The following is a 25,104-nucleotide window of genomic DNA, read 5'->3' as shown; positions in this document are numbered from 1 at the left end:
CTGATCTGGCCGCGCGGATGCAACGGTTGCGACCAACCTCATACTTAAAAAAACAAAGGGAGTCCTTCATGGGCGAGCACGATCTGAACAGACGTCAATTCATCAAAACCGTGGGCGTGGCGTCCGTGGCTGCGGCGGCCATGAGCATGCCGTTCATCAAGGCCAATGCCAGCGACACACGCTTCCAGGGCAAGACCCTGCGCTTGCTGACCTGGTCCGATGACACCGGCCTTGCAGCATTGCGCAATATCGCGGCAACCTTCGAAGCCAAGTACGGCTGCAAGGTCATCGCTGACCGCACCGGCAGCACCTCGGAAATGGTCGCCAAACTCAAGGCCGGCGGTGATCGTCCGCAGTACGACATCATCACTCTGGCCGGCGTCGGCGCCGAAGGTCTGGCCGCCGCCAACCTGCTGGAAAAACCCGATCTCAACCGCATCCCTAACCTGATCGACGTGCCGGAAAAATACCGCACCGGCGCCAACGGTCACGGCATCGGTTACCTGCTGTGGTGCAACAGCCTGGTCTATAGCACCCGCACCATCAAAGAAGCGCCAGACAGCTATGCCGCCCTGTGGGATGCGGAGCTGTCGCCGAACATCTTCCTGCCGCCGCCGAACTGGACCGAGGCCATGGACCTGATCATCATCGCCGCCAAACTGGCCGGTGGTGACGAACACAACATCGAGCCAGGCTTCAAGAAACTCGCCGAGCTGAAAGATCGCGTCGTGACCCTGGGCGAAAACCCGAACCAGATCGCCGAGCTGTTCCGCACCGGTTCGCTGGACATGGGCGGCTTGTACGCGCCGGCGTTTTTCCCGAAACAGATTCGCGACCCGGCCTACGGCCTGGGCGCCACGTTTGGCATGAAGGAAGGCTTCTACACCGACCTGATGCTGTCGGTGATGCCGAAGAATCGTCCGGGCGATACCGACCTGGCCTATGCCTTTATCAACCACTCTCTGGACCCGCTGGTGCAGGGCAAGATGGCCGAAGACATCTACAACGGCCCGGTCAACGCCAAGGCGATCATCTCCGCCGAAGCGCGCAAGAGCCCGTACATCCTCACGCCGGAGCAGATTGCCGAGAAGGCGATCATGCACGACAACGCCTTCCTGGCCACCGTGCATGACCAATGGATTCGTCGTTACACGGAAATCTTTTCTTCCTGATCGAGTGGCGAATACAGGATCTTCAAACCACTGAAGATCCCTGTGGGAGCGGGCTTGCCCGCGATGACGGCCTCCCTGTCGACAACGATGTGACTGACAGATTGCTATCGCGGGCAAGCCCGCTCCCACAGGGATCTTCAGTGGTTTCAAGTCTTGTGTTTGTCAGCTGCTTTCCATTGACGAGACCCTTTGCTATGGAACACCAACCTCTGACCCATCCGGTAAGCGCCGCACCCGTGCGCATCAATCGGGGTGTCTCACCGACGGCGCGTGCCTGGTTTTTTCTCTCGCCGTCGATGCTGTTTCTCGGCGTGCTGATTGCCGCAAGCCTGCTGGTGCTGCGCATGAGCGTCGGCACCAAAGGCGCGGAGTGGACCGGGTTCAGCCTGGCCAGTTACGCCCAATTGCTGGAACCCTATTACCTCAAATCGTTGCTGCTGACGTTGCGCCTGGCGCTGATCAGCGCGGTGATTGCGGTGCTGTTGGCGATCCCGGTGGCCTACACCATGTCGCGGCTGACCTCACCGTTCGTGCGGCGGATCTTCCTCGCGGCGGTGCTGCTGCCCTTACTGGTCAACCTGCTGCTGCAAAGCTATGGCTGGCTGGTGATTCTCGGCCCCGGCGGGATGCTCAATCAGGCGCTGATGGGCCTGGGCCTGATCAAGCGCCCGATCATGCTGCTGTACAACCAGAACGGCGTGTTGATGGGCCTGGTGCAAACCGCGTTCCCCTTGGCCGTGCTGCCAATTGCCAGCGCCATGCGCGGCGTCGCTCGCACTTATGAAGAAGCCGCTGCCACCCTAGGCGCCAGTCGCTTGCAGGTGTTTCGCCAAGTGGTATTGCCGATGAGTCTGCCGGGGATCATCACCGGCGCGACGCTGGTGTTCGCCTACAACGCCAGCAGTTTTGTGGTGCCGCTGCTGCTCGGTGGTCGGCGCGTGCCGATGCTGGCGGTGATGGTGCATGACCAGATCGCTCCGTTGATGAACTGGCCCGCCGCCTCTGCTGCCGGTGTGGTGCTGATCGTTACCACCCTGGCGATCATGACCTTGTCCGAATACATCACCGGCCGTCGTCGGCGCATGCTGGAGGCTTCCCAATGAGCACCCTGATCAAGAAGCGTCACTCGCTGCTGCCGGGCGATACCGGCAAGTTCGCCGGCATCCTGTCGGGTTTCATTTTGCTGCTGGCGGTGCTGCCGATCTTGACCATGATCGTCATGTCGTTCAGCGGCGCGTCGAACCTCGACTTCCCGCCCAGCAGCTATAGCCTGCAATGGTACAAAGCCGCCTGGAACACCTTTGTGTCACCAGACTCCAGCGACGTGCTGAGCCTCGGCAAAGCCATGTCCACCAGTTTGATGGTGGCCTGCCTGACCATGATTTTCGCCACGATTATCGCGGTGCCGGCAGCCTATGCCCTGACCCGTTGCGAGTTTCGCGGCAAGGCCGTGGCGTTGCAATTGATGTCGCTGCCACTGGTGTTCCCGATGGTGGTGTTGGGCCTGGCCTTGCTGCTGGTGTTCGACAGCCTGCCGTTCCACATCACCACCTCGCGACTGGTGATTGCCCACGTGATTCTGGCGCTGCCGTTCGTGGTGAAAAATTGCACCGCGGCGATGCTCTCCATCGGCAGCGAAGTCGAAGAGGCTGCGCAAATGCTCGGCGCTTCACCGACTCGGGCGATTGTCGATGTGGTGGTGCCGTTGATGAAATCAGGGATTCTGGCGGGCATGCTGCTGGCGTTCATCGTCTCGTTCAACGAATTCACCGTGACCTATTTCCTCTACACCATCGACGTCATGACCGTGCCGATCTGGATGTACAGCCGCACCGTGTCTTCGCTCGACCCTACCGTTTTCTCGTTTGCCGTGCTGATCGTGCTGATCGACTTCGTGCTCATTTGGGCGCTGGAAAAGTTGGTTGGCGAAGGCGGCGTTTCGTTCTGATTTCTTGAGGTGATTCAAATGACTGGTCTGATTCTGGAAAACGTCGAGAAACATTACGGCTCGGCCTGTGCGGTAAAGGATGTGAACCTGCATTTGCCCGAGGGCAAACTGGTGTGTTTTCTCGGCCCTTCGGGCTGCGGTAAAACCACCTTGCTGCGGATGATTGCCGGGCTCGAAACCCTGACCGGTGGCGAGATTCGCCTGGACGGTGAAGACATCGGCCATACGCCGGCGCACCAGCGTAATTTCGGCATGGTGTTTCAATCGCTGGCGCTGTTTCCGCACATGACGGTGGGGGAGAACATCGCCTATCCGCTGAAGCTGCGCGGGGTCAGCAAGGCTGATCAACAGGCGCGGGTGGTGGAGTTGCTGGAGCTGATTCAGCTGCAGGAAATGATTGATCGCCCGGTGGCAAAACTCTCCGGCGGGCAACGTCAGCGCGTGGCGATTGCCCGAGCGATTGCCTCGCGGCCGAAAATCCTCCTGCTCGACGAACCGTTGTCGGCGCTGGACGCCAAGTTGCGTGAGTCGATGCAGGTGGAAATCCGTCAGTTGCAACAGCGTTTGAACATCACCACCATCATGGTCACCCACGACCAGCGCGAAGCCATGACCATGGCCGACATCGTGGTGGTGCTGGGTGAGCATCGGGTGCAGCAGGTGGGTACGCCGATTGAAATCTATCGGCATCCGGCCAATGAATTCGTCGCGGACTTTATTGGTTCGGGGAATATTTTCCCGGCCACGGCGCTGGGCAACGGCAAGGTCAGCTTGCCCGGTGGCGACGCGCTGCAAGTGCCGATCTGCAGCAGCATTGTGGTGGGGGAGAAGGTGAAGATGCTGATTCGCCCGGAAGACCTGCAACTGTCGCAACCTCAGGCCACGGCGGGGAATCGCTTGCTCGGGAAGGTGACATTTGTGCGGGATATCGGGGCGACGATTGAAACGACTGTCGAGTGTTCCGGGGTGTCGTTTACCGCGTTGAGCACGCCGTGTCAGGGGGTTGGGTTAAGCATTGGCAATCCGGTGTCGGTGACATTGCCGGCTGAGGCTTGCCGAGTACTGAGCGCCTGATCCAGATTTGATGTTGGCCTTCCTGGCCTCATCGCGGGCAAGCCCGCTCCCACAGTGGACCGGTGTACACCAATCCTGATCTGACCCCAAAATTAGGATTGGTGTCCAACTTTTGGGGGGCAGATCATCCTGTGGGAGCGGGCTTGCCCGCGATGAGGCCATCAGCCACACAACAAATTTTGGATCAAACCGACAACCGCAATCGCGCCAAATCCCGGAGCGGCGGCGCGCCAAACAATCGGCTGTACTCCCGGCTGAATTGCGAAGGGCTTTCATACCCCACCCGATAACCCGCCGCCGAAGCTTCCAGCCCTTCGGCCAGCATCAACCTCCGCGCCTCTTGCAGACGCAACTGCTTTTGATACTGCAGCGGACTCATCGCCGTCATCGCCTTGAACCGGTGATGCAATGTCGACACGCTCAGGTTCACTTCCCGCGCCAGATCATCGATGCGCAGCGGTTGCTCATAATTGCCGTTGAGCCATTTGATCGCCTGGCTGATGCGATGGCTCTGACTGTTGGCAATGGCAATCTCATACAGCCGATGACCCTGCTGGCTGCGCAACAGCCGATACAGAATCTCCCGACGAATCAGCGGCGCCAGCATCGCGATGTCTTTCGGTGTGTCCAGCAAACGCGCCAGACGCAGCACGGCATCGAGCATTGCCGTGTCGATCTGCTCCACATACAGGCCGCGGCCAGTGGGCCGTGTGGGGACGCCGATGGGGCCGGCGTCGGCAATCAGCGCACTGATTTCCGCCGGGTCGATGTCCAGCCGTACGGCGAGGATCGGTTCCTCGGGCGAGACATTCACCACCCGACCGCTCAACGGCATCGAGACCGACACCACCAGGTAATTCAGCGGGTCGTAATTGAAGTATTCATCCGCCAGCCGTACTTCCTTGCGTCCCTGGGCCATGATGCACAGGGCCGGTTGCGCCAGCACTGGAGCGAAGTCATGGTTTTGACTGTGGCGCGACATGAACAGCGAACCGACGGCGGTGGCATAAGTGCCATCCTCCATCGTGTTACGACGGATGAGGGCGGCCAGTTCCGCGCGCTGTTTTTCCATGTCGGCATCCAGCGGGGCTTGAAGGTGATCGAGTGAAGGCATGCACGGCTTCCTCAGAGGAGGTGGAATGGTGCAGAGCATAAATTTGTGCAAGCCGAGGCGGTAGACACATTCTGCGAAATGCTTGCCTGATTCTGCATGGGGTGGATCTGCGCTCCAACGTTTGCCGGGCGCGGCTTTGCTTGTGTAGGAGCTGTCGAAGGCTGCGATCTTTTGACTTGGTCTTTCAAAATCAAAAGATTGCAGCCTTCGGCAGCTCCTGCATGAGTTCAGCACACTTGCCCGAATCTCATATGACAGTGCCATGACCGTGGTTTACAGCTTGTGCAGGTGGCGATGACGGCCGCGCAGGATTGTGCAACAACCCGGCAGGAATCGACTAACGACGACCAGGGCGCACCGCCTAATCTTGGATCCTGTCGCAGCCCGTCCCCGGCTGCCACTGGATGACCTGGGAGGGTTGAACATGTCTACGCAAATCCCCGTCAGTCATATGGCCTTTGTCCGCGCCCGCGCCGGGCGTTCGGCAGAACTCGGTGCGCGCCTGAGCGCCCTGATCGAGCCGTCGCGCAACGCACCGGGTTGCCTGAGCTTTGCCCTGCAGCACTCGCAATGCGATCCGGAGTTGTGGCTGGTGTCCGGTTTCTGGACCCACCAACAGGCCATGACCGCTTACTTCGGCAGCCCGGCGATGCAGATTTTTGCCGAGCTGGTGCAGGAGATGGTGGTCAATAGCCTGGATTTCCATACCTTCAAGGATGTCTCGGCGGCCCAGGCCCTTGGCCAGTCCCAGGCAGCGGTACACAAACTCGCCGGTTGAGGGTTTAATGGCGCAACTCTCCATTAGCCAGGATCCGCGACATGGCACGCAAAGCCTTTGAACACTTCGAAGCCGTTTCAGCAGTAGTACCGGGCGAGGGCGGTTACCACGCCGCGATTGCCGTCAAAGCCCTGGGTGGTTCCGGTGCCCCGCGTTTTCACAAAGTGCTGGAAGACCAGACCTTCAAGACCGCTCATGAAGCCGACGAGGCCGCGGCCAAAGAGCTGACCCGCCTCAAAGACGTTAAAGAAGACGCCGACCTGCTCTGGTAATTACTTGACCGCCCCCGGGCGGAACATCTTGAACAATGCCTCTGGCCCCAGCTGAAAGTAATCCGCCGGCCCGCCGCCGCGCAGAATCGGTTCTGCCGCGGCGGTGTCGTACACCCCATCCTTCAACAGCCATTTGGCGATGTGCACGGCGACCACTTCGCCGAGAATCAGCCAGCTAGGCACTACTTCCTTGTTTGCGCGCTGCAACTGAATGATCTGCGTGACCTTGCACTCAAAGGACACCGGGCTTTCGGCGACTCGTGGCACCTGAATGACTTTCGAGGCGACGGTGGTCAGCCCGGAGAGTTCGAACTCGTCGACTTCAGGCCCGACCATGGCGCAGCTCTGGTTCATCTGCTCGGCCAGTGGGCGGGTCGCCAGGTTCCAGGCGAACTCGCCGGTCTGCTCGATGTTGTTCAGGCTGTCTTTACGCCCGACGCTGGAAAACCCAATGATCGGCGGAATGTAGTTGAAGGCGTTGAAGAAGCTGTAGGGCGCCAGGTTCAAGCGACCGTTGGCGTCCTGGGAGGAAATCCAGCCAATAGGGCGCGGGCCGACGATGGCGTTGAACGGGTCATGCGGCAGGCCGTGGCCGTTGGCGGGTTCGTAGAAGTGGATGTCGTCGGGCATGAGTGAATTCCTGCGTTCTATCGGAAGGCCGCCATGGTGCAAGGGCCAGCGGCATATTTCCAGTCCATCCTCGATCACTGTGGGAGCGGCGGTGCGGCGATCCGACTTGCCCGCGATAGCGGTTTGACAGTCAACACAGATGTTGAATGTTATGGCCTCATCGCGGGCAAGCCCGCTCCCACAGGGTTTTGTGTGCTTCCCAGAAACGACTAAGCCCGGCGAAGGCCGGGCTGTGGTGTTGCGTTCAGGGATCAGTTGGTGCGGGCCGCGTCGCTGCGGTCGTAACCGTCGGCGGCGAAGGTATTAGCGGCGGGGATGATTGCGAGACCGAGTCGTGGCTTTCGCGGGCAAGCCTCGCTCCTACAGGGATTGCGATGCCCTTGTAGGAGCGAGGCTATTGTGGCTCACTGTTTTTGGACCATGATGTAGGAGTCTCGACCTAAGGAAGCATCATGGGATATCGGGTTGTTAAGGCCGAGGAAAAAGCGGAAGCCATTCGCTTGGTTGTGGAAATGAATTACTCCATCCCTAAAGCCTGTGAGCTAACCAAGGTTGGACCCACAGCCCTACGTCGTTGGGTTCTGAGTTGGCGCCGGGAGCAGGCGGGAATGTTGCAGCCAACTCGGCCACAAGATCAGGAAATGATCGAGTCGTTGCAGGCGAAACTGGCGTTGCTCGAGGCCGAGAACCAAGTGCTAAAAAAGCAATTGCCCTCTCATCTAAAGGTTCTGTTCGGTCGAACCAAGTGATTGATGGCGCTAGAGGGGGAATGTCGGTTCGACGCATTTGCTCGGTGCTCGGTTTTGCCCGCAGTAGCTATTACGTTAAGCGCAAACCTGAGCAGCGCCGCCTAGCCCAGCGCCCCTTGGAGCTTCAAATTCGTGCGCTACATAAAGAGCATCGTGAGGCGCTCGGCGCTCGTGGGCTATCCAAAGAGTTAAGAAAGTCGGGCATTTTCATCGGGCGCTATCGAATGGGCACTTTGATCAAGACCCTCGGTCTGCCAAGGCGCCGGCCACGTTATGCCCACTATCGCCGTGCTACCAAGCCTGCGGTGACTGCGCCGAACATACTTGATCGTCGCTTTAATCCAATCCAGCCAAATACGCTCTGGGCAGGCGATATCACCTACATCAAAGTGAAAGACAGTTGGTTGTATCTGGCGGTGGTGATGGATCTGTTTTCACGCAGGATCGTCGGGTGGGCGTGCTCAAGGACCGCAGACACCGAGCTGTCTATCAAGGCGCTAAGGCTGGCGGTAGCGCTGCGTCGACCGATGCCTGAGCTGCTATTTCACTCAGACCAGGGCTGTCAGTACACCGCTGACCGTTTTGTTGCATGCTTGGCAGAAAGCAGGATCGTCCAGAGCATGAGCCGCCGTGGCAACTGCTGGGACAATGCGGTGGTAGAGCGTTATTTCAGAACGCTGAAACACGATTGGATGCCGCAGGGCGGCTACCAGAATCATTTCGAGGCGGAGAAGGATGTGATGGATTTTATCTCGCACTACAACCATCGCCGTTGCCACACTGCCTCGAACGACCTGCCGCCAGCGCTCTTTGAGCAGCTGGCGGCCTAATACTTCTACAGATTGGTCTAAAAAAACTGGACCGCTACAGGCTTGCCCGCGAAGAGGCCATAACAGCCTCGATCAATGTGACTATTAGTCCGTCTCGATCCGCGAATGCTTGCGGGTATCTTTCATGGTCACGTACACCAGCAACGACACCGCGATGCACGCCGTGACATACCAGTAGTAACCGGTTTCCATGCCGATGCTCTTGAACCACAGCGCGATGTATTCAGCGGTACCGCCGAAGATCGACACGGTCAGTGCGTATGGCAAACCAACACCCAGCGCACGAATCTCGGTCGGAAACAGCTCGGCTTTGACCACCGCGTTGATCGAGGTGTAGCCGCTGACGATGATCAGTGCCGCCATGATCAGGAAGAACGCGCCCCACCAGGTCTGGACGGTGTGCAGGGTGGTCAGGATCGGCACGGTGAACAGCGTACCCAGAACGCCGAAGGCGATCAGGATCGGACGACGACCGACTTTGTCCGACAGCCCGCCGATGATCGGTTGCAGGCACATGAACAGGAACAGCGTGGCCGCGGAAATCGTCGTGGAGTCGGAGATGCTCATGCCGACGGTGTTCACCAGGTATTTCTGCATGTACGTGGTGTAGGTGTAGAACGCCAGCGTGCCGCCCATGGTCAGGCCGACCACGGTCATCAGTTCCTTGGGATGACGCAGCAAGGTGCGCATCGCGCTTTCCTTGGCTTTCTCTTTCTTGGTGAACGACTCGGTTTCTTCCATGCCACGACGCAGGTACAGCGCGACCACGGCACACAGCGCACCGATGGCGAACGGAATGCGCCAGCCCCAGGCGTACAGCTCTTCAGTGGTCAAGGTCTGTTGCAGCACGATCAACACCGCCAGGGCGATGAGCTGGCCGGAGATCAGGGTCACGTACTGGAAGCTGGAGTAGAAGCCACGACGTTCCTTGGTCGCCATCTCACTGAGGTAAGTCGCCGAGGTGCCGTACTCACCCCCGACCGACAAACCTTGCAGCAGGCGGGCGAACACCAGCAGGATCGGCGCGCCGATGCCGATGGTTTCATAACCCGGGCTCAGAGCGATCAGCAGCGAGCCGAAGCACATCAGGTAAACCGAAGCCATCAATGCGCGTTTGCGACCGGCCTTGTCGGCGTAGAGACCCATCAGCCAGCCACCGATCGGGCGCATCAGGAAGCCCACGGCGAAGATTGCGGCGGTGTTGAGCAGTTGTGCGGTGGTGTCGCCTTTGGGGAAGAAGGCTTTGGCGAAGTACAGGGAGAAGGCGGCGTAGACGTACCAGTCGTACCACTCGACCATGTTGCCGACAGAGCCGCTGAAGATCGATTTGATCCGGCTAGCGGTGGTTCTTTCTTTCGCCGGCGCGGCAGCCGACCCAAGAGGCAAGGCGTTGGAGTTATCCATTGAAGGATCCTTCGTTTAATTGTTTTTGTGGAGCGCGTTAAAACGCAGCCTGCTGGAGCTATAGCAGGAGCTGTGCCAAGGGGAGGAGGGCCGGTTTAGAGGGGGGAGCGGGTTTGATTGAGCGGAAATCCGCTTATTCAGGATTGGGCGCGAGCGGAAATCCGCTTATTCTGGGCTTGGATTTGCTGTGCCTGTGCTGACCTCATCGCGGGCAAACCCGCTCCCACAGGATCTGTGTCATGCACAAAATCTGTGTTCGACTCGGTCATTGTGGGAGCGGGTTTGCCCGCGATGAGGCCCATACAGACACCCCAAAAATCAGCTGTCCTGCAAAAACATCTCGCGGCTCAACCCATGCCGCTGCATCTTTTCATTAAAGGTCCGGCGCGGCAGTTGCAGCTCTTCAAGCACCGCTTTCACATCACCTTTATGCCGGGTCAAAGCCGCCCGCAGGCAATGTGCTTCGAAGGCTTCTTGCTGCGCCGCCAGCGACTGACCGGGGTCGATCCCCGCCGGTTCCGGCTCGCCGAGACCCAGCACTTGTCGCTCGGCGACGTTCGCCAGTTCACGCACATTGCCCGGCCAGTCGTGGCTCAGCAGATGGCTCAGTTGCGGCCCGCTCAAGGGCGTAAAGGTGCGGCCCAAACGCTCGGCGGCACTCTGCGCGAAGAACTCGAACAGCAAGGGAATGTCTTCACGCCGATCACGCAACGGCGGCAGACGTAACTCGGCGACGTTCAATCGATAGGCCAAGTCTTCGCGAAAACGCCCGGCCCGGGCTTCATCCAGCAAGTCAGGTTTGGTCGCGGCGATGATCCGCAAATCCACGTGGATGCTCTGGTTGGAACCCAATCGCTCAAGCTTCTGTTCCTGCAGCACCCGCAGCAGTTTCACCTGCTGGGCCAGCGGCATGCTTTCGATTTCATCGAGAAACAGCGTGCCGCCGTCGGCGTATTCGAGCTTGCCGATGCGTTTGCCCTGGGCGCCGGTGAACGCGCCGCTCTCATGGCCGAACAGTTCGGCCTCGAACAACTGCTCGGGAATCGCCGCGCAGTTCAGCGCCACAAAAGGCTTGTCTGCGCGAGGGCCGAAGTCGTGCAGGCAACGGGCAACCAACTCCTTGCCGCTGCCGGTTTCGCCCCGGATCAGCACATTGACCGGCAGCGTTGCCAGGTCCAGTACCTGCCGACGCAGCGTCTGCAAGCCACGGGACACCCCCAGCAGGGTGGCATCGAGTTTGGCGCGATTGTCCGCCTGCTCGTGCAGGGCACGGTTTTCCAGCACCAGCCTTCGCTTGTCCAGCGCGCGGCGCAGGCTGCTCAGCAGGGTTTCCGGGCTGAAGGGTTTTTCGAGGAAATCATAAGCGCCGTCGCGCATCGCCTCGACGGCCATCGGCACATCACCGTGACCAGTCAGCAGGATCACCGGCAAGTCGGCATCGCGACGCTGGACTTCGGCCAGCAGCTCCAGCCCCGTCATGCCGGGCATGCGCACGTCGCTGAGAATCACTCCGGGGAAATGTTTCGGCAGTTGCGCCAGACACTCATCGGCGCGACTGAATAGCTGCACCTCGAACCCTGACAGGCTCAGCCACTGTTCGACGGCGCTGCGGATGCTGCTTTCGTCATCGACCACCATCACCGAATTGAGCATCAAGCAGGCACCTCCAGATCAATGGGCAACGTCAGGGTGAACACCGCGCCGCTTTCACCATTATCGGCACTCAAGCGTCCGCCTGCCTCGTGTGCGATAGCGAACGAGACGGCCAGCCCGAGGCCCAGGCCATCGCCCACCGGTTTGGTGGTGAAGAACGGGTCGAACACTTTACCCAGGTTCTCTTCGGCAATGCCGCCGCCGTTATCGGCGACGGTCAGGCGCCACAATTGTTCATCAGCTTCGAGGCGGATTTCCAGACGCTTGCAGGGTTTGTCGTGCATTGCATCCAGGGCATTGCGCAGCAAGTTAATCAGCACCTGTTCCAGGCGAATTGCATCGCCACGCACCCAGGCCGGACGAGTCAGATGCAGCACGGTGCTGATGTGCTCGTCACGCAGGCGCGCATCCAGCAACTGCAAGGATTGATCGACCACCGCCGCCAGGTCCAGCCGTTCGCGCAGACCGCTGGGGCTTTTGCGGGCGAAGGTTTTCAGGTGGCCGGTGAGAGCGGCCATGCGCGTGAGCATGTCGTCCACCGGTTTGAGCGCCTTGTAGGCGTCCTCGACCCGGCCGTGATCGAGCAGCAGCCTCAGAGTAGCAAGCTGCATGCGCTGGGCGGTCAGCGGCTGGTTGATTTCATGGGCCAGCGCCGCAGACATCTGGCCGAGGGCCGCGAGTTTCGCCGATTGCACCAGCCCGTCCTGGGCGGTGCGCAAATCTCGGGTGCGTTCTTCAACCAGTCGTTCCAGTTCTTCGCGACTACGCTGGCGCAGTTTGGCCAGGCGCCAGCGCTGGTTGAGAAACAGCAACAGAAACACCAGCGTTAGCCAGGCACCAGCGGCGGCGAGCCCGGCGTTGCGGCGGTCTTCGAACGCGACTTGCGGGCGGCGCAACAAGTGCAGCGTCCAGCCTTCGGCGGCCAGCGGCAGCGATTCCCAGAGGTAATCCGCCGTCCCGTCGGGGCCAACGACGCGAGTCAGCGCACTGTTGTCGTCGAAGCGTCGCACCGATTGATAGTCAAGCGGGGTCAGTGGCTGTTTGTCGTATTGGCGGGTGGCTTTGAGCTCGGCGCGATCGCTGTCGCTCAGCGGTTTCAATTGGCGATAGCGCCAGCCAGGCTGATTGGCGATGAAGATAATTCCGCGTGCGTCGCTGACCAGCAACGTGTCACTGCCCTGACGCCATTCGCGCTCAAGTTCCGGGAATTCGAGCTTGACCACCATGGCGCCGAGGAACTCGTCACTGTCGCTGGTTACCGCGCTGGACAGGAAGTAGCCGGGGATGCCGCTGGTCACGCCCACCGCATAAAAGCGCCCGGTGCCTTGGGTGCGGGTCTGGCTGAAGTAGGGGCGAAAGCCATAGTTGTGGCCGACGTAACTGCTGGGCAAACGCCAGTTGCTGGCGGCCACGGCCAGGCCGGTGCGGTCGAGCAACTCCAGGGTCGAGGACTGCGCGGCGCCGTTGATTTTCTCCAGTTTGCGATTCAACGCAAGCTGCTCTTCGGGGCTCACTTCACCGTTTAGCGCGGCGCGCAATTCCGGGTCCAGCGCCAACACGGCGGGCAGGGCGCGGTAGCGGTCGATCAGGGTGTGCAGGGAATTGGCGTAGAGCGCCAGTTGCTGATTGGCGCGGGCGGCGTCTTCGACCAGCGCCTGGCGTTCGGCATGGCGGATGGCCAGGGTCGCGGCGAGGGCGGCACCGGCGATGATCAGCAGGGTGTACAACGACAGGCGCAGGGTACGGGAAGTCGGCAGCATGTTAGTGCAAACAGGTAGAAAGTCGGGCGGGCACCATAGCATGGTGCCCGCCCGAAGAGACAAAGGCGTCAGATGTTCTGGCGACCTTGAGGCATCAGCGAAGAATGTTGGTCTTACGCACCGGAGTGCGGCTTGTCTCTCTTCTGCTAAAAGCTCTGTCACCGGTACTTTGAGAGGAAATGGATCCTCGACGCGACGATGCATTACTTTCGCTGTTTTTTCCTGGTCTCAAATTGTCAATTTTCTCGAGCATCCCCATTGTTTGCCAGGTGATGCCTATCAATTCCTCGACTTCCAACACTTGTTCACGCAGCGAGGTCTGTGCCTTCACTGACACCTCATCCACCAGGCGTTGCTCGGCGATCAGACTGTCGATTTTGTCCATCCACTTGCCCGCTTGGGCTTTTTTGTCCGCTTTGACCTTAGTGCCTCTGAGCTCGTCGACATAGCCGCCGACGAGTAGGGCCAGTGGAGCCCCGACCGCCGCAGCGACAAGGTTTGCGGCAGCTACGGTTAACTGATAATTGCGATTGACAGCTTGGGTTACCTCATAGGATGGAGCTATACCATCTTCTGCTTGAGGCCAAGTGCTAGCGATAGACCACCCCGGGTTAAATAGAGTCGCGTTTACTATGAATAATGCTGCATTAGTGGCCAGCACCGTAACGATCACTGGGGAAGCAGGAGACGAGGTTGCGGTCGGAAGCACGGCTAACCCGACTTTAGAGTTGACGGCCGCCAAAACCATTTCCTTGCCCCATTCACGCCACGACTGCTCAGGCTTGGGCGGCAAGTGGCCGGGAGGGTTTGCTTCAGGATTGTCCACCAACGCAGGTGAATTAGAGGCTTGCGATGTACTGCTTGCGACGGAACTTCTGCGTGAAGGCGATGGGGATGAGATATCAATTGATGTTTGTGCAGGCGTTAAAGGAGGGGGCTCCGTTATGGCTCCTTGCTCATCAACAAAGTTGATCGGGTTGTTTCCGGTCATCCGGTACAGATTCAATCCATCCACGGTTCCGGATTTATCCGGCTGCGTCCATCGACCCAGCCACGGTGCGTAATAACGCTGTCCGTAGTAATACAGCCCACTGACATCCATCTCCTTGCCCGAATAACGCACTGTCTTGTAATCGACCTCCACCGACGAACGTGCTGTCATCCATGCGGTGGCGCCGAACGGGTAGTAGCCTTCGTGGCTGATCAGTTGTGCCTGCTGATCCATTTCCATCAGGCACGAGCCCAAGTGGTCATCCAGGGTATAGCGCAGCTGGGTTTTGCCGATGTTCGCCGGGTCTTTCTCCCAGTGCAGGCAGCGGATGCTGCCGAAGCCGGCCGCGAGGGTGATGACGTGCAGTTCTTCGCCGTTGTCCTTGGTGCGGATTTCCAGCCCGGGTAAATAGCGAACCTCGTGAAAATGGCTGGTCGTCGCGGTGTGTGTGTCGTGGCGTTTGTATACCCGCACGCCTTGGCTGTAGCGGTAGGACTCTTCGTCGTCGGGACCGTTGTCGCGATGCAGCAGCGTCATCGAAGTTAATTGATCACGGGCGTCCCATTGCAATGGCTGGCCGGACTGCAGTGCCATCAGGTTGCCATGGCGGTCGAACAGCTTGTCGAAATCCGGGGTGGGATCACCCTCAGTCCAACGCACGCCACGGTTGCTGTCAGGGTCGATAAACATCTCGCGGGTATGGCTGGCACCGTCGCGCACATGGCGTAGCCCGATCAGGTTGCCTCCGGGGTCGTAAGTGTAAGTCTGGGTGTAGTTGCGTCGATCATCCGGGGCGGTCGGTACCGGCCGGCCCGGAAGGTCTGACGGCGGGGCGTCGTCGTAACCGGTCGCGGTGATCAGTTGGTAAAGAGAGTCGTAGCTGAATTCACGATGGCCATCGACGCGCTGATTCCCGAAGTGGCTGGTGATGAACGCATGGTCGAGGATGCGGGTGATATTGCCCATCGGATCGTATTTGTATTCGAAATCTTGAAGAGGCGACTGCTGGTTGTGCTGTGCCGATTGCCGATACAGACGGGCATTGGCCGGGTCATAGACCCAAGTGCTGATGATGTCGTTGCCCGCCTTCTGCTCGACGATCTGCCCGGCCGCGTTGTACTGCGCATCCAGCAAAACCGGCTGCCAGTCCGTGTCCCCCTTGAGCTGCAACTGTACGTGTCGCAGCTGCCCGGCGAGATCGTAGCGCGACTGCTGGCAGTGTTCACCGGCGTCGATCTGTTCCAGCACGGCGCCCTGTGGATTATAGGTGCGACTGCTGGCAAAGGCCTTGGCATCGTGAAAGGTGCGGGTTTCGTGCAGCGTCTGACCGAGCAAGCCGTAGCTGTTCAGGTGCAAAGAGCCCGATGGGTCCACTTGTTCGAGTAATTGGCCGCGCAGGTTGTGGCTGGCGTCGGCCGAAACCGTGGCGTAGGTATAAATTTCGACGTTCGGTTGGGTATTCTCCTCGAGAGCAATCACTCGCAACTGATTGTCGTAGGTGGTGCGCCAATGGCTGCCGCGCGCGTCCCAGCGTGCCAGCGCTTCCCCGGCCAGCCCCGGCAGGCTCAGGCGCCAGCCGGCATCGACGCTGTCGCTTTTCAGCGGCTCGCCGGACAGGCTATAGAGGGTCGTGAGGTTGGGCCTGGACAAGCGCGGATCCCGCTGTGCCACCAGGCGTCCGGCCACATCGTACTGCTGGCGAGTCATCAGGGCGGTAGCCGTTTCACCGGCGACGGTGCGCAGATACGCGATCTGGCGGATCGGCAGGCCACGACCGTCACTCACCGAGAGTGACGGCGTGCGCCGATGGACATTGGCAGTCATCAGTGCAACGTCCGAGGCTGTGTCGGCGGTGGCGGCTCATCGGTGTCGTTAAAGTCCTCGCTGATGTGATACCAGGGATGATAGGTCTCGCGCGAAAAATACCCTTTGGCGTTGATCAGTTTGATCGGCCGGCCCGACACGTCATAGAACAGTTGATCGAAGTAGCCCAGTTCATGCAGGGAATGGTCATTGACGTAGTGCTGGGTGTTGGCGAAAAACGGCCGGAACTGTCGTACCGGCAAACCTTTGTTGTTGTATTCGACCCGTTCGCTGATACGCCAGCGCGGGTCGGCGAACACCTCGAGAAACTGGCCATTCTCGATAATCAGTTTGCCGTCAGCGTCCACCGCGTAGGCCATGCCGGGCTCGACTAACTGCTGGGTTTGCAGTGCCCGGCCGAAGCCGTCCACACAGGCTTTGATGATCTGGATCTGTGCCGGTACAGGATCATCGGGATAACGGTCGGCGCTGAGGATGACGCTGTGCACCGGCACGCGATGAACGGTCGCGATAAGCTCGCTCAACGCTTGTTCTGACGCGGTCAGGTCGGTGCGTTGCTGCAACCGCTGACGGGCGCTTGTGCAGATGTGCCCGCTGGGCAGGACATCACCGTTCGCGACCCATTCGGCGAGCTGTTCGGGGCTGACGGCAAGTGGCAGTTGCCCCATCCAGCTGAACAAGTCCTTACGCAAGGTACTGGCCGCTTTTTGTAGGGCTTGCACCGGGTTTTCAATCGCCGGATCCGGACGATGATCCACCGGACGCACGAAATCGCTCAGCGGCTTGAAGCCAACGGCACTGCCATTTTCGGTGCCGTAAAAACTGATCGCCAGGGGCTGCCCGGACGGTTCGTAAATGGCTTCCTGAATATTGTCATTGGCATCGATGATGCGCACCGGCTGCAACGCGTGATAGTCGTATTCGACCCGGGGGGTGCAGCCGTCCGGCAGTTCGACGCGGATGATCGCCAGACAGTAGGGATCGTATTCGGCCTTGGTCACTCCGTGGCTGGGTGTCTCGTGGTATTCGTGGACCTTGTAGAAACCATCGAGACTGGCGTACTTCGCGAAACCGTAGTGGGCGGACCACAAGTCGCCTGTCGGGGACGGCGCTTCGAACAGCAATGGCATGGGCGTGTAACCGATGCTGGCCAATTCGGCCCGGATGTCGAAGGGCGGTGGCAGAATGCTGTAAGCGTCCAGCGCCGTCTTGTCCAGTTGGGCCACCTCCAGCGGGCCTGCCAGGGCTTCGAATTCGGCCTGGCCATCGGGCAGAAGCGATTGATCGGCAGTCTTGAGATAACGCTGCACCGACTGTTGGGTCAGCACCCGCAGGGCATCCCACTGCGCAGAATCCTGATGCCGGGTCAGCTCCTCAAACGAGATCCACTCAGGATCAAGCCCATCAGGCAGTGACCCTTTGGGCAAGATCAGCGCATTGGCGCGCTGCTGCCAGGGCAAGCCCAATCGCCGATGCTGCGGATCGGCATCCAGATCGATGAACCGGGCGCGGGTTTCGCTCAGGTAAAAGGACTGCTGAGCCTCGTCATGGGCATCCCGCCACCACTGTTGTTCGTCGGGGTCGGTAAAGGGCGGCGTGTCCGATTCGGTTTGGCGGCGCGCATAGCTGACGGTCACTGAGTGCGTGGGCAGCCCGTATTGGCTCCAGCACAGATTGATTTCATGTAGGCACAAAGGGTCGTCGATAAATTGTTCGTACTGGTAGCTAATCTTCTCTACCAGTAGAGGCAGGATGATCGCATCGGGATAGTCACCTTTAGGTCGCACCTGGCGGACCAGGTAGCGATACTCTTCGACCGAGTAAGGCTGTGCCGTGGTCGGGTCGTCTTCGCCATTGTAGGTTTCGACTCGCATGAGCGTCCCGGACATCCCCCGGGCGATTTCGTACTTGATGGTTTCGTCGGGCGTGACCGGTACATCGCACTCGTCGTTGGCGTGATAGAGGCTGAGCAAAGTCCCACCCAGCGCAAAGGCCTCGGTATCCCTGTCGAAATAACCCTCCCGTGACCTGTCCATGAACTGACCAATAATGAACCAGCTACGGACCCGCATTTGCGCCGTGAAGCCGATATCATCATCGCCCGAGGCGCTTTCGCTGTCGGTCTGCTCCAGATGGCCAAAGCCCCGGTATTCACGAGCGAGTGGGTCGTAATAACCCTCGCGGTATTTGAACCCTTGGCTCAGGCAATTGCCGGTGATTTCGTCCAGCTGCAGTTGCCGACTGACAACCTGCACAGTGAGCGGTAAATAGCACACCGGGACTTCCAACGGTTGTGCAAGGAGCCGTTCCTGTTTTTCGTCCAGCCATTGCTGCGCCGAACTGCGATAGACGACGCGGGAGCTGCAGCCCATATTGTTGTTGCTCGACGTGATCAGGTAGGGCTTGGCCGGCACAAAATCGTAGCGCCAGTGACGGGGCGTCATGTGCGGCACCGTCAGGATCAGGCTGGCACAGCCCAGGCCTTGCAAGTCGGCGAACGTGACCTCGCACAGTCGGTCGTATCGCACGTCCTCAGGCCATGGCACGCTGATCGGGTCCTTCTCCAGGCCTTTGCCGCCAAGGTTCAGGTAAATCTCGAACACATCGGATTTCAGGTAGATCAATGCCGGTGCGCCGGACCCGTCGAGGTCGGCGATTCGAACCCGTGCGGCATCGAACTCGTCGTATTTAAATACAGGACCACTGAGCACCCGTCCCTTACCGAACTTGCCGTGTCCGAGGTTAGGCCAACATTTGATTTCGTCGTGGCGTATGCGACACAGCTCGGTCATGTCACTGCCCAGCAGGTTGCTCAGAAATACCAGTTCGTTGGTGGTATTGCTGAACAGGGGAAGCGAGTCATCCTTGGGGGTACGGGGAACCTCTTCGGCCTGCTGGAAACCGTCCTCAAGATTGTTGCGGTAAAAACGCACGGAACGTGGCCCGATCACGGCCAACGAAAGAAGTCCCTCGCCAGCCAGGTCACCCAGTTGTGAGTCCGCACTGAAAAACTCTATAGGGAACAGGGTGAAGGTCTTGAATTCGGCCCACGTGCGATCTGCATTCAACGTCCGGAAACCACTCAAGCCCGGTTGGGCCATGATCCAGTCGAGACGGCCATCACCGGTCAGATCGGTCAATATTTGAAACACGGGTTTATTGCGGTTCGCGACCGGAATGTTATCCAGCGATTTCCACGGACTGTAGCCGATGTCATCAGGCCCCGATGTGCCGCGCATCGGTTCCCGGTAGTACCAGCATTGGTCATAGCGGCAGAGAAAACCCGGCAATCCTTCGCCGTAAAGATCGACGCACTGGTAGAAACCGCCATCCTCGATGCCCGGCATGTTGTCCGCTTCGAGCAACCGCGCAGGCGTTTTATTGATGTTGAAAGGTGAATGCTCAAACTGCACCGGCGGGGTGTTTTCCACAGTGCCGCTGGCATCCCAGGCCTGATAGTGGGCGGAGGTGATCTGGCTGTAGCTCCATTGCGTCGAGTGCTCGTTGTACTTGAGCAGCAGCCGCCGGACCAATACCGGACGGGTGGCTGACTCGGCGGGAAAGTAGTGAAACATCAACACCTGCTGACAGAGCCGGCGTGTGCCTACTTCAAAACCATGTCCGAAGACCGAAAAAGCATCCGGACGGGTCAGCCAGGGTTGCAGGGTGTCGCCGTCATAGACAGGCTTTTCGGTCAGCGAAACGGTGCGTTCACCGTAGTCGAACAGCAAATGAAAATGCCAGCCCAGATCGGCCGGGGTTTCGATCGTCCAGGTGTACAAATCCTGGCTGGCCGTGAAGTTGCCATACAGCACCCGATGTAAGTAACGCTGGGCGCTGTAATTATGGATGGGGTCGGGGTCCTTATCGTCGGCCTTGTAATCGAAACAAATATGCTCGCCGTGGGCGGTCATGCTTTCGCACAGCAACCAGATACCCACGCATAGCAGATCGTCCGGATCCGCTATACGCGAATCGGCTGTTTTACCGTACATATGCAATGAGCCATCGGGGCCATACACCAGCCAGAAAACAGGCTTTTGCTTGTCCGGCGCCTGGGTGACCGGCTGCCAGCGTTCCCTGATGGTGAAAACGCTTTCGACCTCTGGCGTATAGCGCACCACCGAGTGCGGACCGATGTCCTTTCCGTTGAAGCTGCTCTCGGAACGGGACTTGATCGTGCCGTCTTCATTGCGTTCGGGCGTGCATATCTGCGCATCGTGGCCGATGATTTCGTCATCATCGCCATAGCGCGGCACGCCTTTGTTGGTTCGGCGACGGATTTGACCGTTTCCCACATTCCAGCCAATGCCAAACGGGCCATTGCCGGACTGACTGCTGTAAGTCAGTGACAATTGCGGGGCCGCGCCGCGTCCGCTGGAAATGGGCAGTGGTAACGAAAATGACGCCTCGCCGGTCGGACCCACGGAGCTCCAGCTCTTGCCGATCGTGGCGATCGATGAGCTTTTCGCGATGGACGGCGTCGTGATGCTGAGGTCTTGATCGGCCATGGTTTTATCCAGTGCGCACGCGGTGGGCGTGGGTGGATTAACGCTATCAAGATAGAGGTGAAACGTAACCTGTCAGATCTGACAGGTAGGACGGCTTTTTCTAGAACGAATGGATTGGTCGAAGTGGCTGCTTAGATCGAAGGACTAAATCATTATCCAAAAAAAGGCCGGGTCGTCTGGGGAGACGCCCGGCCTTTTCGTTAGCGGGGGAGGCGCTTACTGCACTTCCACCGCCAGGCTTTCACTGATCTTTTTCTGCCAGATCGCAGGACCGGTGATGTGTACCGACTCGCCCTTGCTGTCGACCGCAACGGTCACAGGCATGTCTTTGACGTCGAACTCGTAGATCGCTTCCATGCCCAGTTCGGCGAAAGCTACCACGCGGGATTTCTTGATGGCTTGCGCCACCAGGTAAGCCGCGCCGCCGACAGCCATCAGGTAAACGGCTTTGTGGTCCTTGATCGCTTCGATCGCGGTCGGGCCGCGCTCGGATTTGCCGATCATGCCCAACAGGCCGGTTTGCTCGAGGATCTGACGGGTGAACTTGTCCATCCGCGTCGCGGTGGTAGGACCGGCAGGGCCGACCACTTCGTCACCGACCGGATCGACCGGGCCGACGTAGTAGATGAAGCGACCCTTGAGGTCCACCGGCAGGGTTTCACCCTTGTTCAGCATCTCGACCATGCGCTTGTGCGCAGCGTCGCGACCGGTGAGCATTTTGCCGTTGAGCAGGACGGTTTCGCCCGGCTTCCAGCTCTGCACTTCTTCCGGCGTCAGGGTATCGAGGTTGACGCGACGGGCCGATGGGCCGGCTTCCCAAACGATTTCCGGGTAGGCGTCCAGCGGTGGCGCTTCCAGCGAGGCCGGGCCGGAACCGTCGAGCACGAAGTGCGCGTGACGGGTGGCGGCGCAGTTCGGGATCATGCACACCGGCAACGAAGCGGCGTGGGTCGGGTAATCCATGATCTTCACGTCGAGCACGGTGGTCAGGCCACCCAGGCCCTGGGCGCCGATGCCCAGTTGGTTGACCTTCTCGAACAGCTCCAGACGCATCTCTTCGATACGGTTGGACGGACCGCGCTTCTTCAGCTCGTGAATGTCGATGGATTCCATCAACACTTCCTTGGCCATGACGGCGGCTTTCTCGGCGGTACCGCCGATGCCGATGCCGAGCATGCCCGGTGGGCACCAGCCGGCGCCCATGGTCGGAACGGTTTTGAGCACCCAGTCGACGATCGAGTCGGACGGGTTGAGCATGGCCATTTTCGACTTGTTCTCGGAGCCGCCGCCCTTGGCCGCCACGTCCACTTCCACGGTGTTACCTGGAACGATGGAGTAGTGAATAACGGCCGGGGTGTTGTCCTTGGTGTTTTTACGAGCGCCCGCCGGATCGGCGAGGATCGAGGCACGCAGGACGTTTTCCGGCAGGTTATAAGCCCGGCGCACGCCTTCGTTGATCATGTCGTCCAGGCCCATGGTGGCGCCATCCCAACGAACGTCCATGCCCACGCGCACGAACACGGTCACGATACCGGTGTCCTGGCAGATCGGGCGGTGGCCGGTGGCGCACATGCGCGAGTTGATCAGGATCTGCGCCATGGAATCGCGGGCTGCCGGCGATTCTTCACGCAGGTAGGCCTCGTGCATAGCCTGGATGAAATCCACGGGGTGGTAGTAGGAAATGAATTGCAGGGCGTCGGCAACGCTCTGAATCAGGTCGTCTTGCTTGATCACGGTCATGAGTCGCGCTCCTCTAAAAGACGGGAACATTCAATAAGGTGCTTGCAGTTTGGGTGCATCGGTCGGCTGCAAGCACCTTTCAAGGCACGCCGGGCATGCTGGCGCGACGCTAAAAAGGCGCGGCAGTATACCGCGCCTCGATGGCGGGCACATCCGTTGACAGTCAAACGTTGGTCGCATACCGCCCACAGATGAACATGGGTGCTTTTGTGGCGAGGGAGCTTGCTCCCGTTCGGCTGCGAAGCAGTCGTAATTTCATCGCAGTTCAACTGAAAGAAAATGCTGGGGGCCGCTTCGCAGCCCAGCGGGAGCAAGCTCCCTCGCCACAGGATTATCCCGGAGTCGGGTCATGGCTTTGACGCCAGTTTTCTGCCCCTAAAAATTGAATGGTCATTTATCAGACACGCCACTAAAGTGGCATCCGGCCTGTAGAGTAGGACACTCCGACAGCCCCCTTTCCCACGGTGAATCAACGATTGACCCATAACGCCATCCAGCGGCTTTTGCTCAAACGCTTTGCCCTCGCAGCTGGCACCTACGCCCTGGCTTTACTGCTGCTGTGGCTGGCGTTTTTCACCGGTCACTACCAGGAATCCGTCAGCGGCATGGCGATCGGCAGCGCTTTGGTAGTGCTCAGCCAGGCGGTGCTGTTCGCGGTGTTTTCCAGCGGCCGCAACCTGCGTTTTTCCGATCCGAGCCTGACCGAAGTGCAAATACTGCTGGGACTGGGTTGGCAAACCTGGCTGATCGCCCATCTGGGCGAGGCGCGCGGCGTGTTTTTGGTGTTTTACCTGCTGATTTTGTTATTCGGATTGTTTCATCTTTCGCGCACGGCTTTCGCGCGTTGCGCGTTGCTGGTGTTTTTCAGTTTCAGCGCGCTCACGTTGTGGGAGGGCTACCACTTTCAGCTGCCCGACCCGACGCTGGCGCTGTTGCAGGTGTGCGTGCTGTTTGTGGTGCTCGCCTGGCTGGTGCTTTACGCCCGTTACGTCCAGATGTCGCGCCAGCGTATGCGTCAGCGGCGGTTTGCCTTGCAGGCGCATCAAGACACCCTGCGCGGAATGATGCGTCAGCTCGAAGGCCTGGTGGCGACCGACGAACTCACCGGGCTGTTCAACCGCCGGCATTTCCTGCGCCTGGCCTCCCGCGAGTTGAACGCGATGGAAGCCGACGTGGTGCACGGCCTGGCGTTGATCGACCTCGATCACTTCAAACGCATCAACGATGTTCACGGCCACGCCGCCGGCGATCAGGTGCTGCAAGCGTTCGCCGGGGTGGCCACTGCCTGCCTGCGCGATGGCGATATTCTGGCCCGCTATGGCGGTGAAGAGTTCGTGGTGCTGTTGCCCGATTGTGACCCCGAACGTCTGACCGCTTGCTGCGAACGGTTGCGCGTTGCCTTTATGGATGTGGAGATGATCGGCCTCAATGTGGGCAACCTCAGCCTGTCGGCGGGCATGACGTTATTGACGCTTGGCGACGATCTGGATGACGCCTTGCACCGCGCCGATCAGGCGCTGTATCGCGCCAAGCGTGACGGCCGTAACCGTTGCGCGGCGGCCTGGGAGAATGTCGATGCCTGAGTTACGGGTCGGCGAACGTCAATGGACGGTGGCGGCGGGCAGCAACCTGCTCGATGCCTTGAATCAGAACGGCGTAGCGGTGCCTTACAGTTGCCGCGCCGGTAGCTGTCATGCGTGCCTGGTTAAATGCGTCGAGGGCTTGCCCAGTGACAGCCGCCCCGATGCCTTGAGCCATGAGCAGCGTCAGCAGGGTTGGCGGCTGGCTTGTCAGTGCCAGGTGGTCGACGATCTGCAAATCGAAACCTTTGACCCGCAGCGTGATGGGCTTGCCGCGCAGGTGGCCGCCAGCGATTGGCTGAGCCCCAGCGTCTTGCGTTTACGCCTGACCAGCGAACGAGCATTGCGCTATCAGGCGGGGCAGCATCTGGTGTTGTGGGCAGGACAGATTGCGCGGCCGTATTCCCTGGCCAGTCTGCCGGAAGAAGACCGTTTTCTGGAGTTTCACCTCGATTGCCGCCAACCGGGGGAATTCAGTGATGCGGCGCGCTGCTTGAAAATCGGCGATCCGATTCGCCTCGGCGAGTTGCGCGGCGGGGCACTTCATTACGATCCGGACTGGCACACACGACCGCTGTGGTTATTGGCGGCCGGCACCGGTCTGGGGCCGTTGTTCGGTATTTTGCGCGAAGCATTGCGTCAGGATCACCAGGGCGCCATCCGTGTCATTCACCTGGCCCATGATGCGGGTGAGCATTATCTGGCCAAACCCCTGCAAGCCATGGCAGACGGCCGTGAAAACCTTAACATCGAGCTATGGACCGCGGCCGAGTTGCCCGCGGCTTTGGCACAACTGCGCCTTGTTTCGCGGCAAACCCTGGCCTTAGTCTGCGGGGCCCCCGACAGCGTCGACGCCTTTGCCCGGCGCCTGTACCTGGCCGGTTTGCCGCGCAATCAACTGCTGGCGGACGTGTTTCTACCCCGTGGTTGAGCGCTGATTTTGTGGCGAACGAGCTTGCTCCGGGCGGCGTTCCGACGCTGGGCTGCGCAGCGGCCCCAAAAGTTTGTGAGCGCTGCGCACTCAAGCGGGAGCAAGCTCCCTCGCCACAATTGATCCTCTCAGATCAGGACACG

General features: G+C 59.6%; 18 protein-coding genes. 10 read left to right on the top strand and 8 right to left on the bottom strand.

The features are described from left to right. Window positions 1-68 precede the first annotated feature (68 nt). The 4 genes from AB3226_RS08290 to AB3226_RS08275 all read left to right on the top strand — a co-directional run bounded on the left by AB3226_RS08290 (window position 69) and on the right by AB3226_RS08275 (window position 4,194). Complete coding sequence (locus tag AB3226_RS08290) at window positions 69-1,172, top strand: ABC transporter substrate-binding protein (RefSeq protein WP_367372720.1); 1,104 nt, start codon at window positions 69-71, stop codon at window positions 1,170-1,172. 194 nt (window positions 1,173-1,366) lie between these two features. Then, window positions 1,367-2,275 (top strand): ABC transporter permease, encoded by a 909-nt coding sequence (locus AB3226_RS08285; RefSeq protein ID WP_052967302.1) that lies wholly within the window; start codon window positions 1,367-1,369, stop codon window positions 2,273-2,275. Next, a complete protein-coding gene (locus AB3226_RS08280) occupies window positions 2,272-3,120 on the top strand; it encodes an ABC transporter permease (RefSeq protein WP_367372719.1) in 849 nt (282 codons plus the stop codon). The genes AB3226_RS08285 and AB3226_RS08280 overlap by 4 nt, the downstream gene beginning before the upstream one ends. Window positions 3,121-3,138: 18 nt before the next feature. Further along, on the top strand, window positions 3,139-4,194 hold the full coding sequence (locus AB3226_RS08275; RefSeq protein WP_052967300.1) for an ABC transporter ATP-binding protein: 1,056 nt from the start codon (window positions 3,139-3,141) through the stop codon (window positions 4,192-4,194). Window positions 4,195-4,378: 184 nt separating this feature from the next. On the opposite strand, the gene AB3226_RS08270 is transcribed toward AB3226_RS08275, so the two are convergent. After that, complete coding sequence (locus AB3226_RS08270) at window positions 4,379-5,308, bottom strand: AraC family transcriptional regulator N-terminal domain-containing protein (RefSeq protein ID WP_367372718.1); 930 nt, start codon at window positions 5,306-5,308, stop codon at window positions 4,379-4,381. 424 nt (window positions 5,309-5,732) lie between these two features. Between AB3226_RS08270 and AB3226_RS08265 the strand changes: the two genes are divergently transcribed. Together AB3226_RS08265 and AB3226_RS08260 are read left to right on the top strand one after the other, a co-directional pair. Next, a complete protein-coding gene (locus AB3226_RS08265; RefSeq protein WP_367372717.1) occupies window positions 5,733-6,086 on the top strand; it encodes a putative quinol monooxygenase in 354 nt (117 codons plus the stop codon). 41 nt (window positions 6,087-6,127) lie between these two features. Further along, window positions 6,128-6,358, top strand: a complete 231-nt coding sequence (locus tag AB3226_RS08260) for a hypothetical protein (protein ID WP_123357993.1) — start codon at window positions 6,128-6,130, stop codon at window positions 6,356-6,358. Here the strand turns inward: AB3226_RS08260 and AB3226_RS08255 are convergent, their stop codons facing one another. Next, window positions 6,359-6,988: a flavin reductase family protein gene (locus tag AB3226_RS08255; RefSeq protein ID WP_038981917.1), complete on the bottom strand. Its 630-nt coding sequence runs from the start codon at window positions 6,986-6,988 to the stop codon at window positions 6,359-6,361. A gap of 452 nt (window positions 6,989-7,440) precedes the next feature. Between AB3226_RS08255 and AB3226_RS08250 the strand changes: the two genes are divergently transcribed. Together AB3226_RS08250 and AB3226_RS08245 are read left to right on the top strand one after the other, a co-directional pair. Continuing rightward, a complete protein-coding gene (locus AB3226_RS08250) occupies window positions 7,441-7,737 on the top strand; it encodes a transposase (protein ID WP_367372298.1) in 297 nt (98 codons plus the stop codon). Between the two features lie 20 nt (window positions 7,738-7,757). Beyond that, window positions 7,758-8,567 carry an IS3 family transposase gene (locus AB3226_RS08245; RefSeq protein ID WP_367372716.1) on the top strand — a complete coding sequence of 270 codons (810 nt, stop codon included), beginning with the start codon at window positions 7,758-7,760 and terminating at the stop codon, window positions 8,565-8,567. An 84-nt stretch (window positions 8,568-8,651) separates the two neighbouring features. Here the strand turns inward: AB3226_RS08245 and AB3226_RS08240 are convergent, their stop codons facing one another. The 6 genes from AB3226_RS08240 to AB3226_RS08215 all read right to left on the bottom strand — a co-directional run bounded on the left by AB3226_RS08240 (window position 8,652) and on the right by AB3226_RS08215 (window position 22,450). After that, window positions 8,652-9,971, bottom strand: coding sequence for an MFS transporter (locus tag AB3226_RS08240; protein WP_367372715.1), 1,320 nt, complete (start codon window positions 9,969-9,971; stop codon window positions 8,652-8,654). 318 nt (window positions 9,972-10,289) lie between these two features. After that, entirely contained in the window at window positions 10,290-11,624 is a 1,335-nt protein-coding gene (locus tag AB3226_RS08235) for a sigma-54-dependent transcriptional regulator (RefSeq protein WP_367372714.1), read from the bottom strand. After that, entirely contained in the window at window positions 11,624-13,384 is a 1,761-nt protein-coding gene (locus tag AB3226_RS08230) for an ATP-binding protein (RefSeq protein ID WP_367372713.1), read from the bottom strand. Before AB3226_RS08230 ends, AB3226_RS08235 begins: the two co-directional genes overlap by 1 nt. A gap of 94 nt (window positions 13,385-13,478) precedes the next feature. After that, window positions 13,479-16,199 carry an RHS repeat-associated core domain-containing protein gene (locus tag AB3226_RS08225; protein ID WP_367372712.1) on the bottom strand — a complete coding sequence of 907 codons (2,721 nt, stop codon included), beginning with the start codon at window positions 16,197-16,199 and terminating at the stop codon, window positions 13,479-13,481. Next, window positions 16,199-20,710 (bottom strand): SpvB/TcaC N-terminal domain-containing protein, encoded by a 4,512-nt coding sequence (locus AB3226_RS08220; protein WP_367372711.1) that lies wholly within the window; start codon window positions 20,708-20,710, stop codon window positions 16,199-16,201. Before AB3226_RS08220 ends, AB3226_RS08225 begins: the two co-directional genes overlap by 1 nt. 216 nt (window positions 20,711-20,926) lie before the next feature. Next, entirely contained in the window at window positions 20,927-22,450 is a 1,524-nt protein-coding gene (locus AB3226_RS08215) for a fumarate hydratase (protein ID WP_123719314.1), read from the bottom strand. Between the two features lie 476 nt (window positions 22,451-22,926). On the opposite strand from AB3226_RS08215, the gene AB3226_RS08210 reads away from it, so the two are divergent. Then, window positions 22,927-24,033: a diguanylate cyclase domain-containing protein gene (locus AB3226_RS08210; protein WP_367372710.1), complete on the top strand. Its 1,107-nt coding sequence runs from the start codon at window positions 22,927-22,929 to the stop codon at window positions 24,031-24,033. Beyond that, on the top strand, window positions 24,026-24,961 hold the full coding sequence (locus AB3226_RS08205) for an iron-sulfur-binding ferredoxin reductase (RefSeq protein ID WP_367372709.1): 936 nt from the start codon (window positions 24,026-24,028) through the stop codon (window positions 24,959-24,961). The genes AB3226_RS08210 and AB3226_RS08205 overlap by 8 nt, the downstream gene beginning before the upstream one ends. Window positions 24,962-25,104: the final 143 nt, after the last annotated feature.

This window comes from Pseudomonas lini (assembly GCF_964063345.1).
GTDB lineage: Bacteria > Pseudomonadota > Gammaproteobacteria > Pseudomonadales > Pseudomonadaceae > Aquipseudomonas > Aquipseudomonas lini_B.
The sequence above is the reverse complement of the archived record's forward strand: the minus strand, read 5'-3'. Positions and strand labels throughout refer to the sequence as shown.

Excerpts from the sequence above, each read along its gene's own strand:
- AB3226_RS08250 (WP_367372298.1), top strand. The coding sequence starts at position 7,441 with ATGGGATATCGGGTTGTTAAGGCCGAGGAAAAAGCGGAAGCCATTCGC.
- AB3226_RS08230 (WP_367372713.1), bottom strand. The coding sequence starts at position 13,384 with ATGCTGCCGACTTCCCGTACCCTGCGCCTGTCGTTGTACACCCTGCTG.
- AB3226_RS08275 (WP_052967300.1), top strand. The coding sequence starts at position 3,139 with ATGACTGGTCTGATTCTGGAAAACGTCGAGAAACATTACGGCTCGGCC.
- AB3226_RS08255 (WP_038981917.1), bottom strand. The coding sequence starts at position 6,988 with ATGCCCGACGACATCCACTTCTACGAACCCGCCAACGGCCACGGCCTG.
- AB3226_RS08285 (WP_052967302.1), top strand. The coding sequence starts at position 1,367 with ATGGAACACCAACCTCTGACCCATCCGGTAAGCGCCGCACCCGTGCGC.
- AB3226_RS08235 (WP_367372714.1), bottom strand. The coding sequence starts at position 11,624 with ATGCTCAATTCGGTGATGGTGGTCGATGACGAAAGCAGCATCCGCAGC.
- AB3226_RS08290 (WP_367372720.1), top strand. The coding sequence starts at position 69 with ATGGGCGAGCACGATCTGAACAGACGTCAATTCATCAAAACCGTGGGC.
- AB3226_RS08215 (WP_123719314.1), bottom strand. The coding sequence starts at position 22,450 with ATGACCGTGATCAAGCAAGACGACCTGATTCAGAGCGTTGCCGACGCC.
- AB3226_RS08240 (WP_367372715.1), bottom strand. The coding sequence starts at position 9,971 with ATGGATAACTCCAACGCCTTGCCTCTTGGGTCGGCTGCCGCGCCGGCG.
- AB3226_RS08260 (WP_123357993.1), top strand. The coding sequence starts at position 6,128 with ATGGCACGCAAAGCCTTTGAACACTTCGAAGCCGTTTCAGCAGTAGTA.
- AB3226_RS08220 (WP_367372711.1), bottom strand. The coding sequence starts at position 20,710 with ATGGCCGATCAAGACCTCAGCATCACGACGCCGTCCATCGCGAAAAGC.
- AB3226_RS08280 (WP_367372719.1), top strand. The coding sequence starts at position 2,272 with ATGAGCACCCTGATCAAGAAGCGTCACTCGCTGCTGCCGGGCGATACC.
- AB3226_RS08245 (WP_367372716.1), top strand. The coding sequence starts at position 7,758 with ATGTCGGTTCGACGCATTTGCTCGGTGCTCGGTTTTGCCCGCAGTAGC.
- AB3226_RS08265 (WP_367372717.1), top strand. The coding sequence starts at position 5,733 with ATGTCTACGCAAATCCCCGTCAGTCATATGGCCTTTGTCCGCGCCCGC.
- AB3226_RS08270 (WP_367372718.1), bottom strand. The coding sequence starts at position 5,308 with ATGCCTTCACTCGATCACCTTCAAGCCCCGCTGGATGCCGACATGGAA.
- AB3226_RS08225 (WP_367372712.1), bottom strand. The coding sequence starts at position 16,199 with ATGACTGCCAATGTCCATCGGCGCACGCCGTCACTCTCGGTGAGTGAC.
- AB3226_RS08205 (WP_367372709.1), top strand. The coding sequence starts at position 24,026 with ATGCCTGAGTTACGGGTCGGCGAACGTCAATGGACGGTGGCGGCGGGC.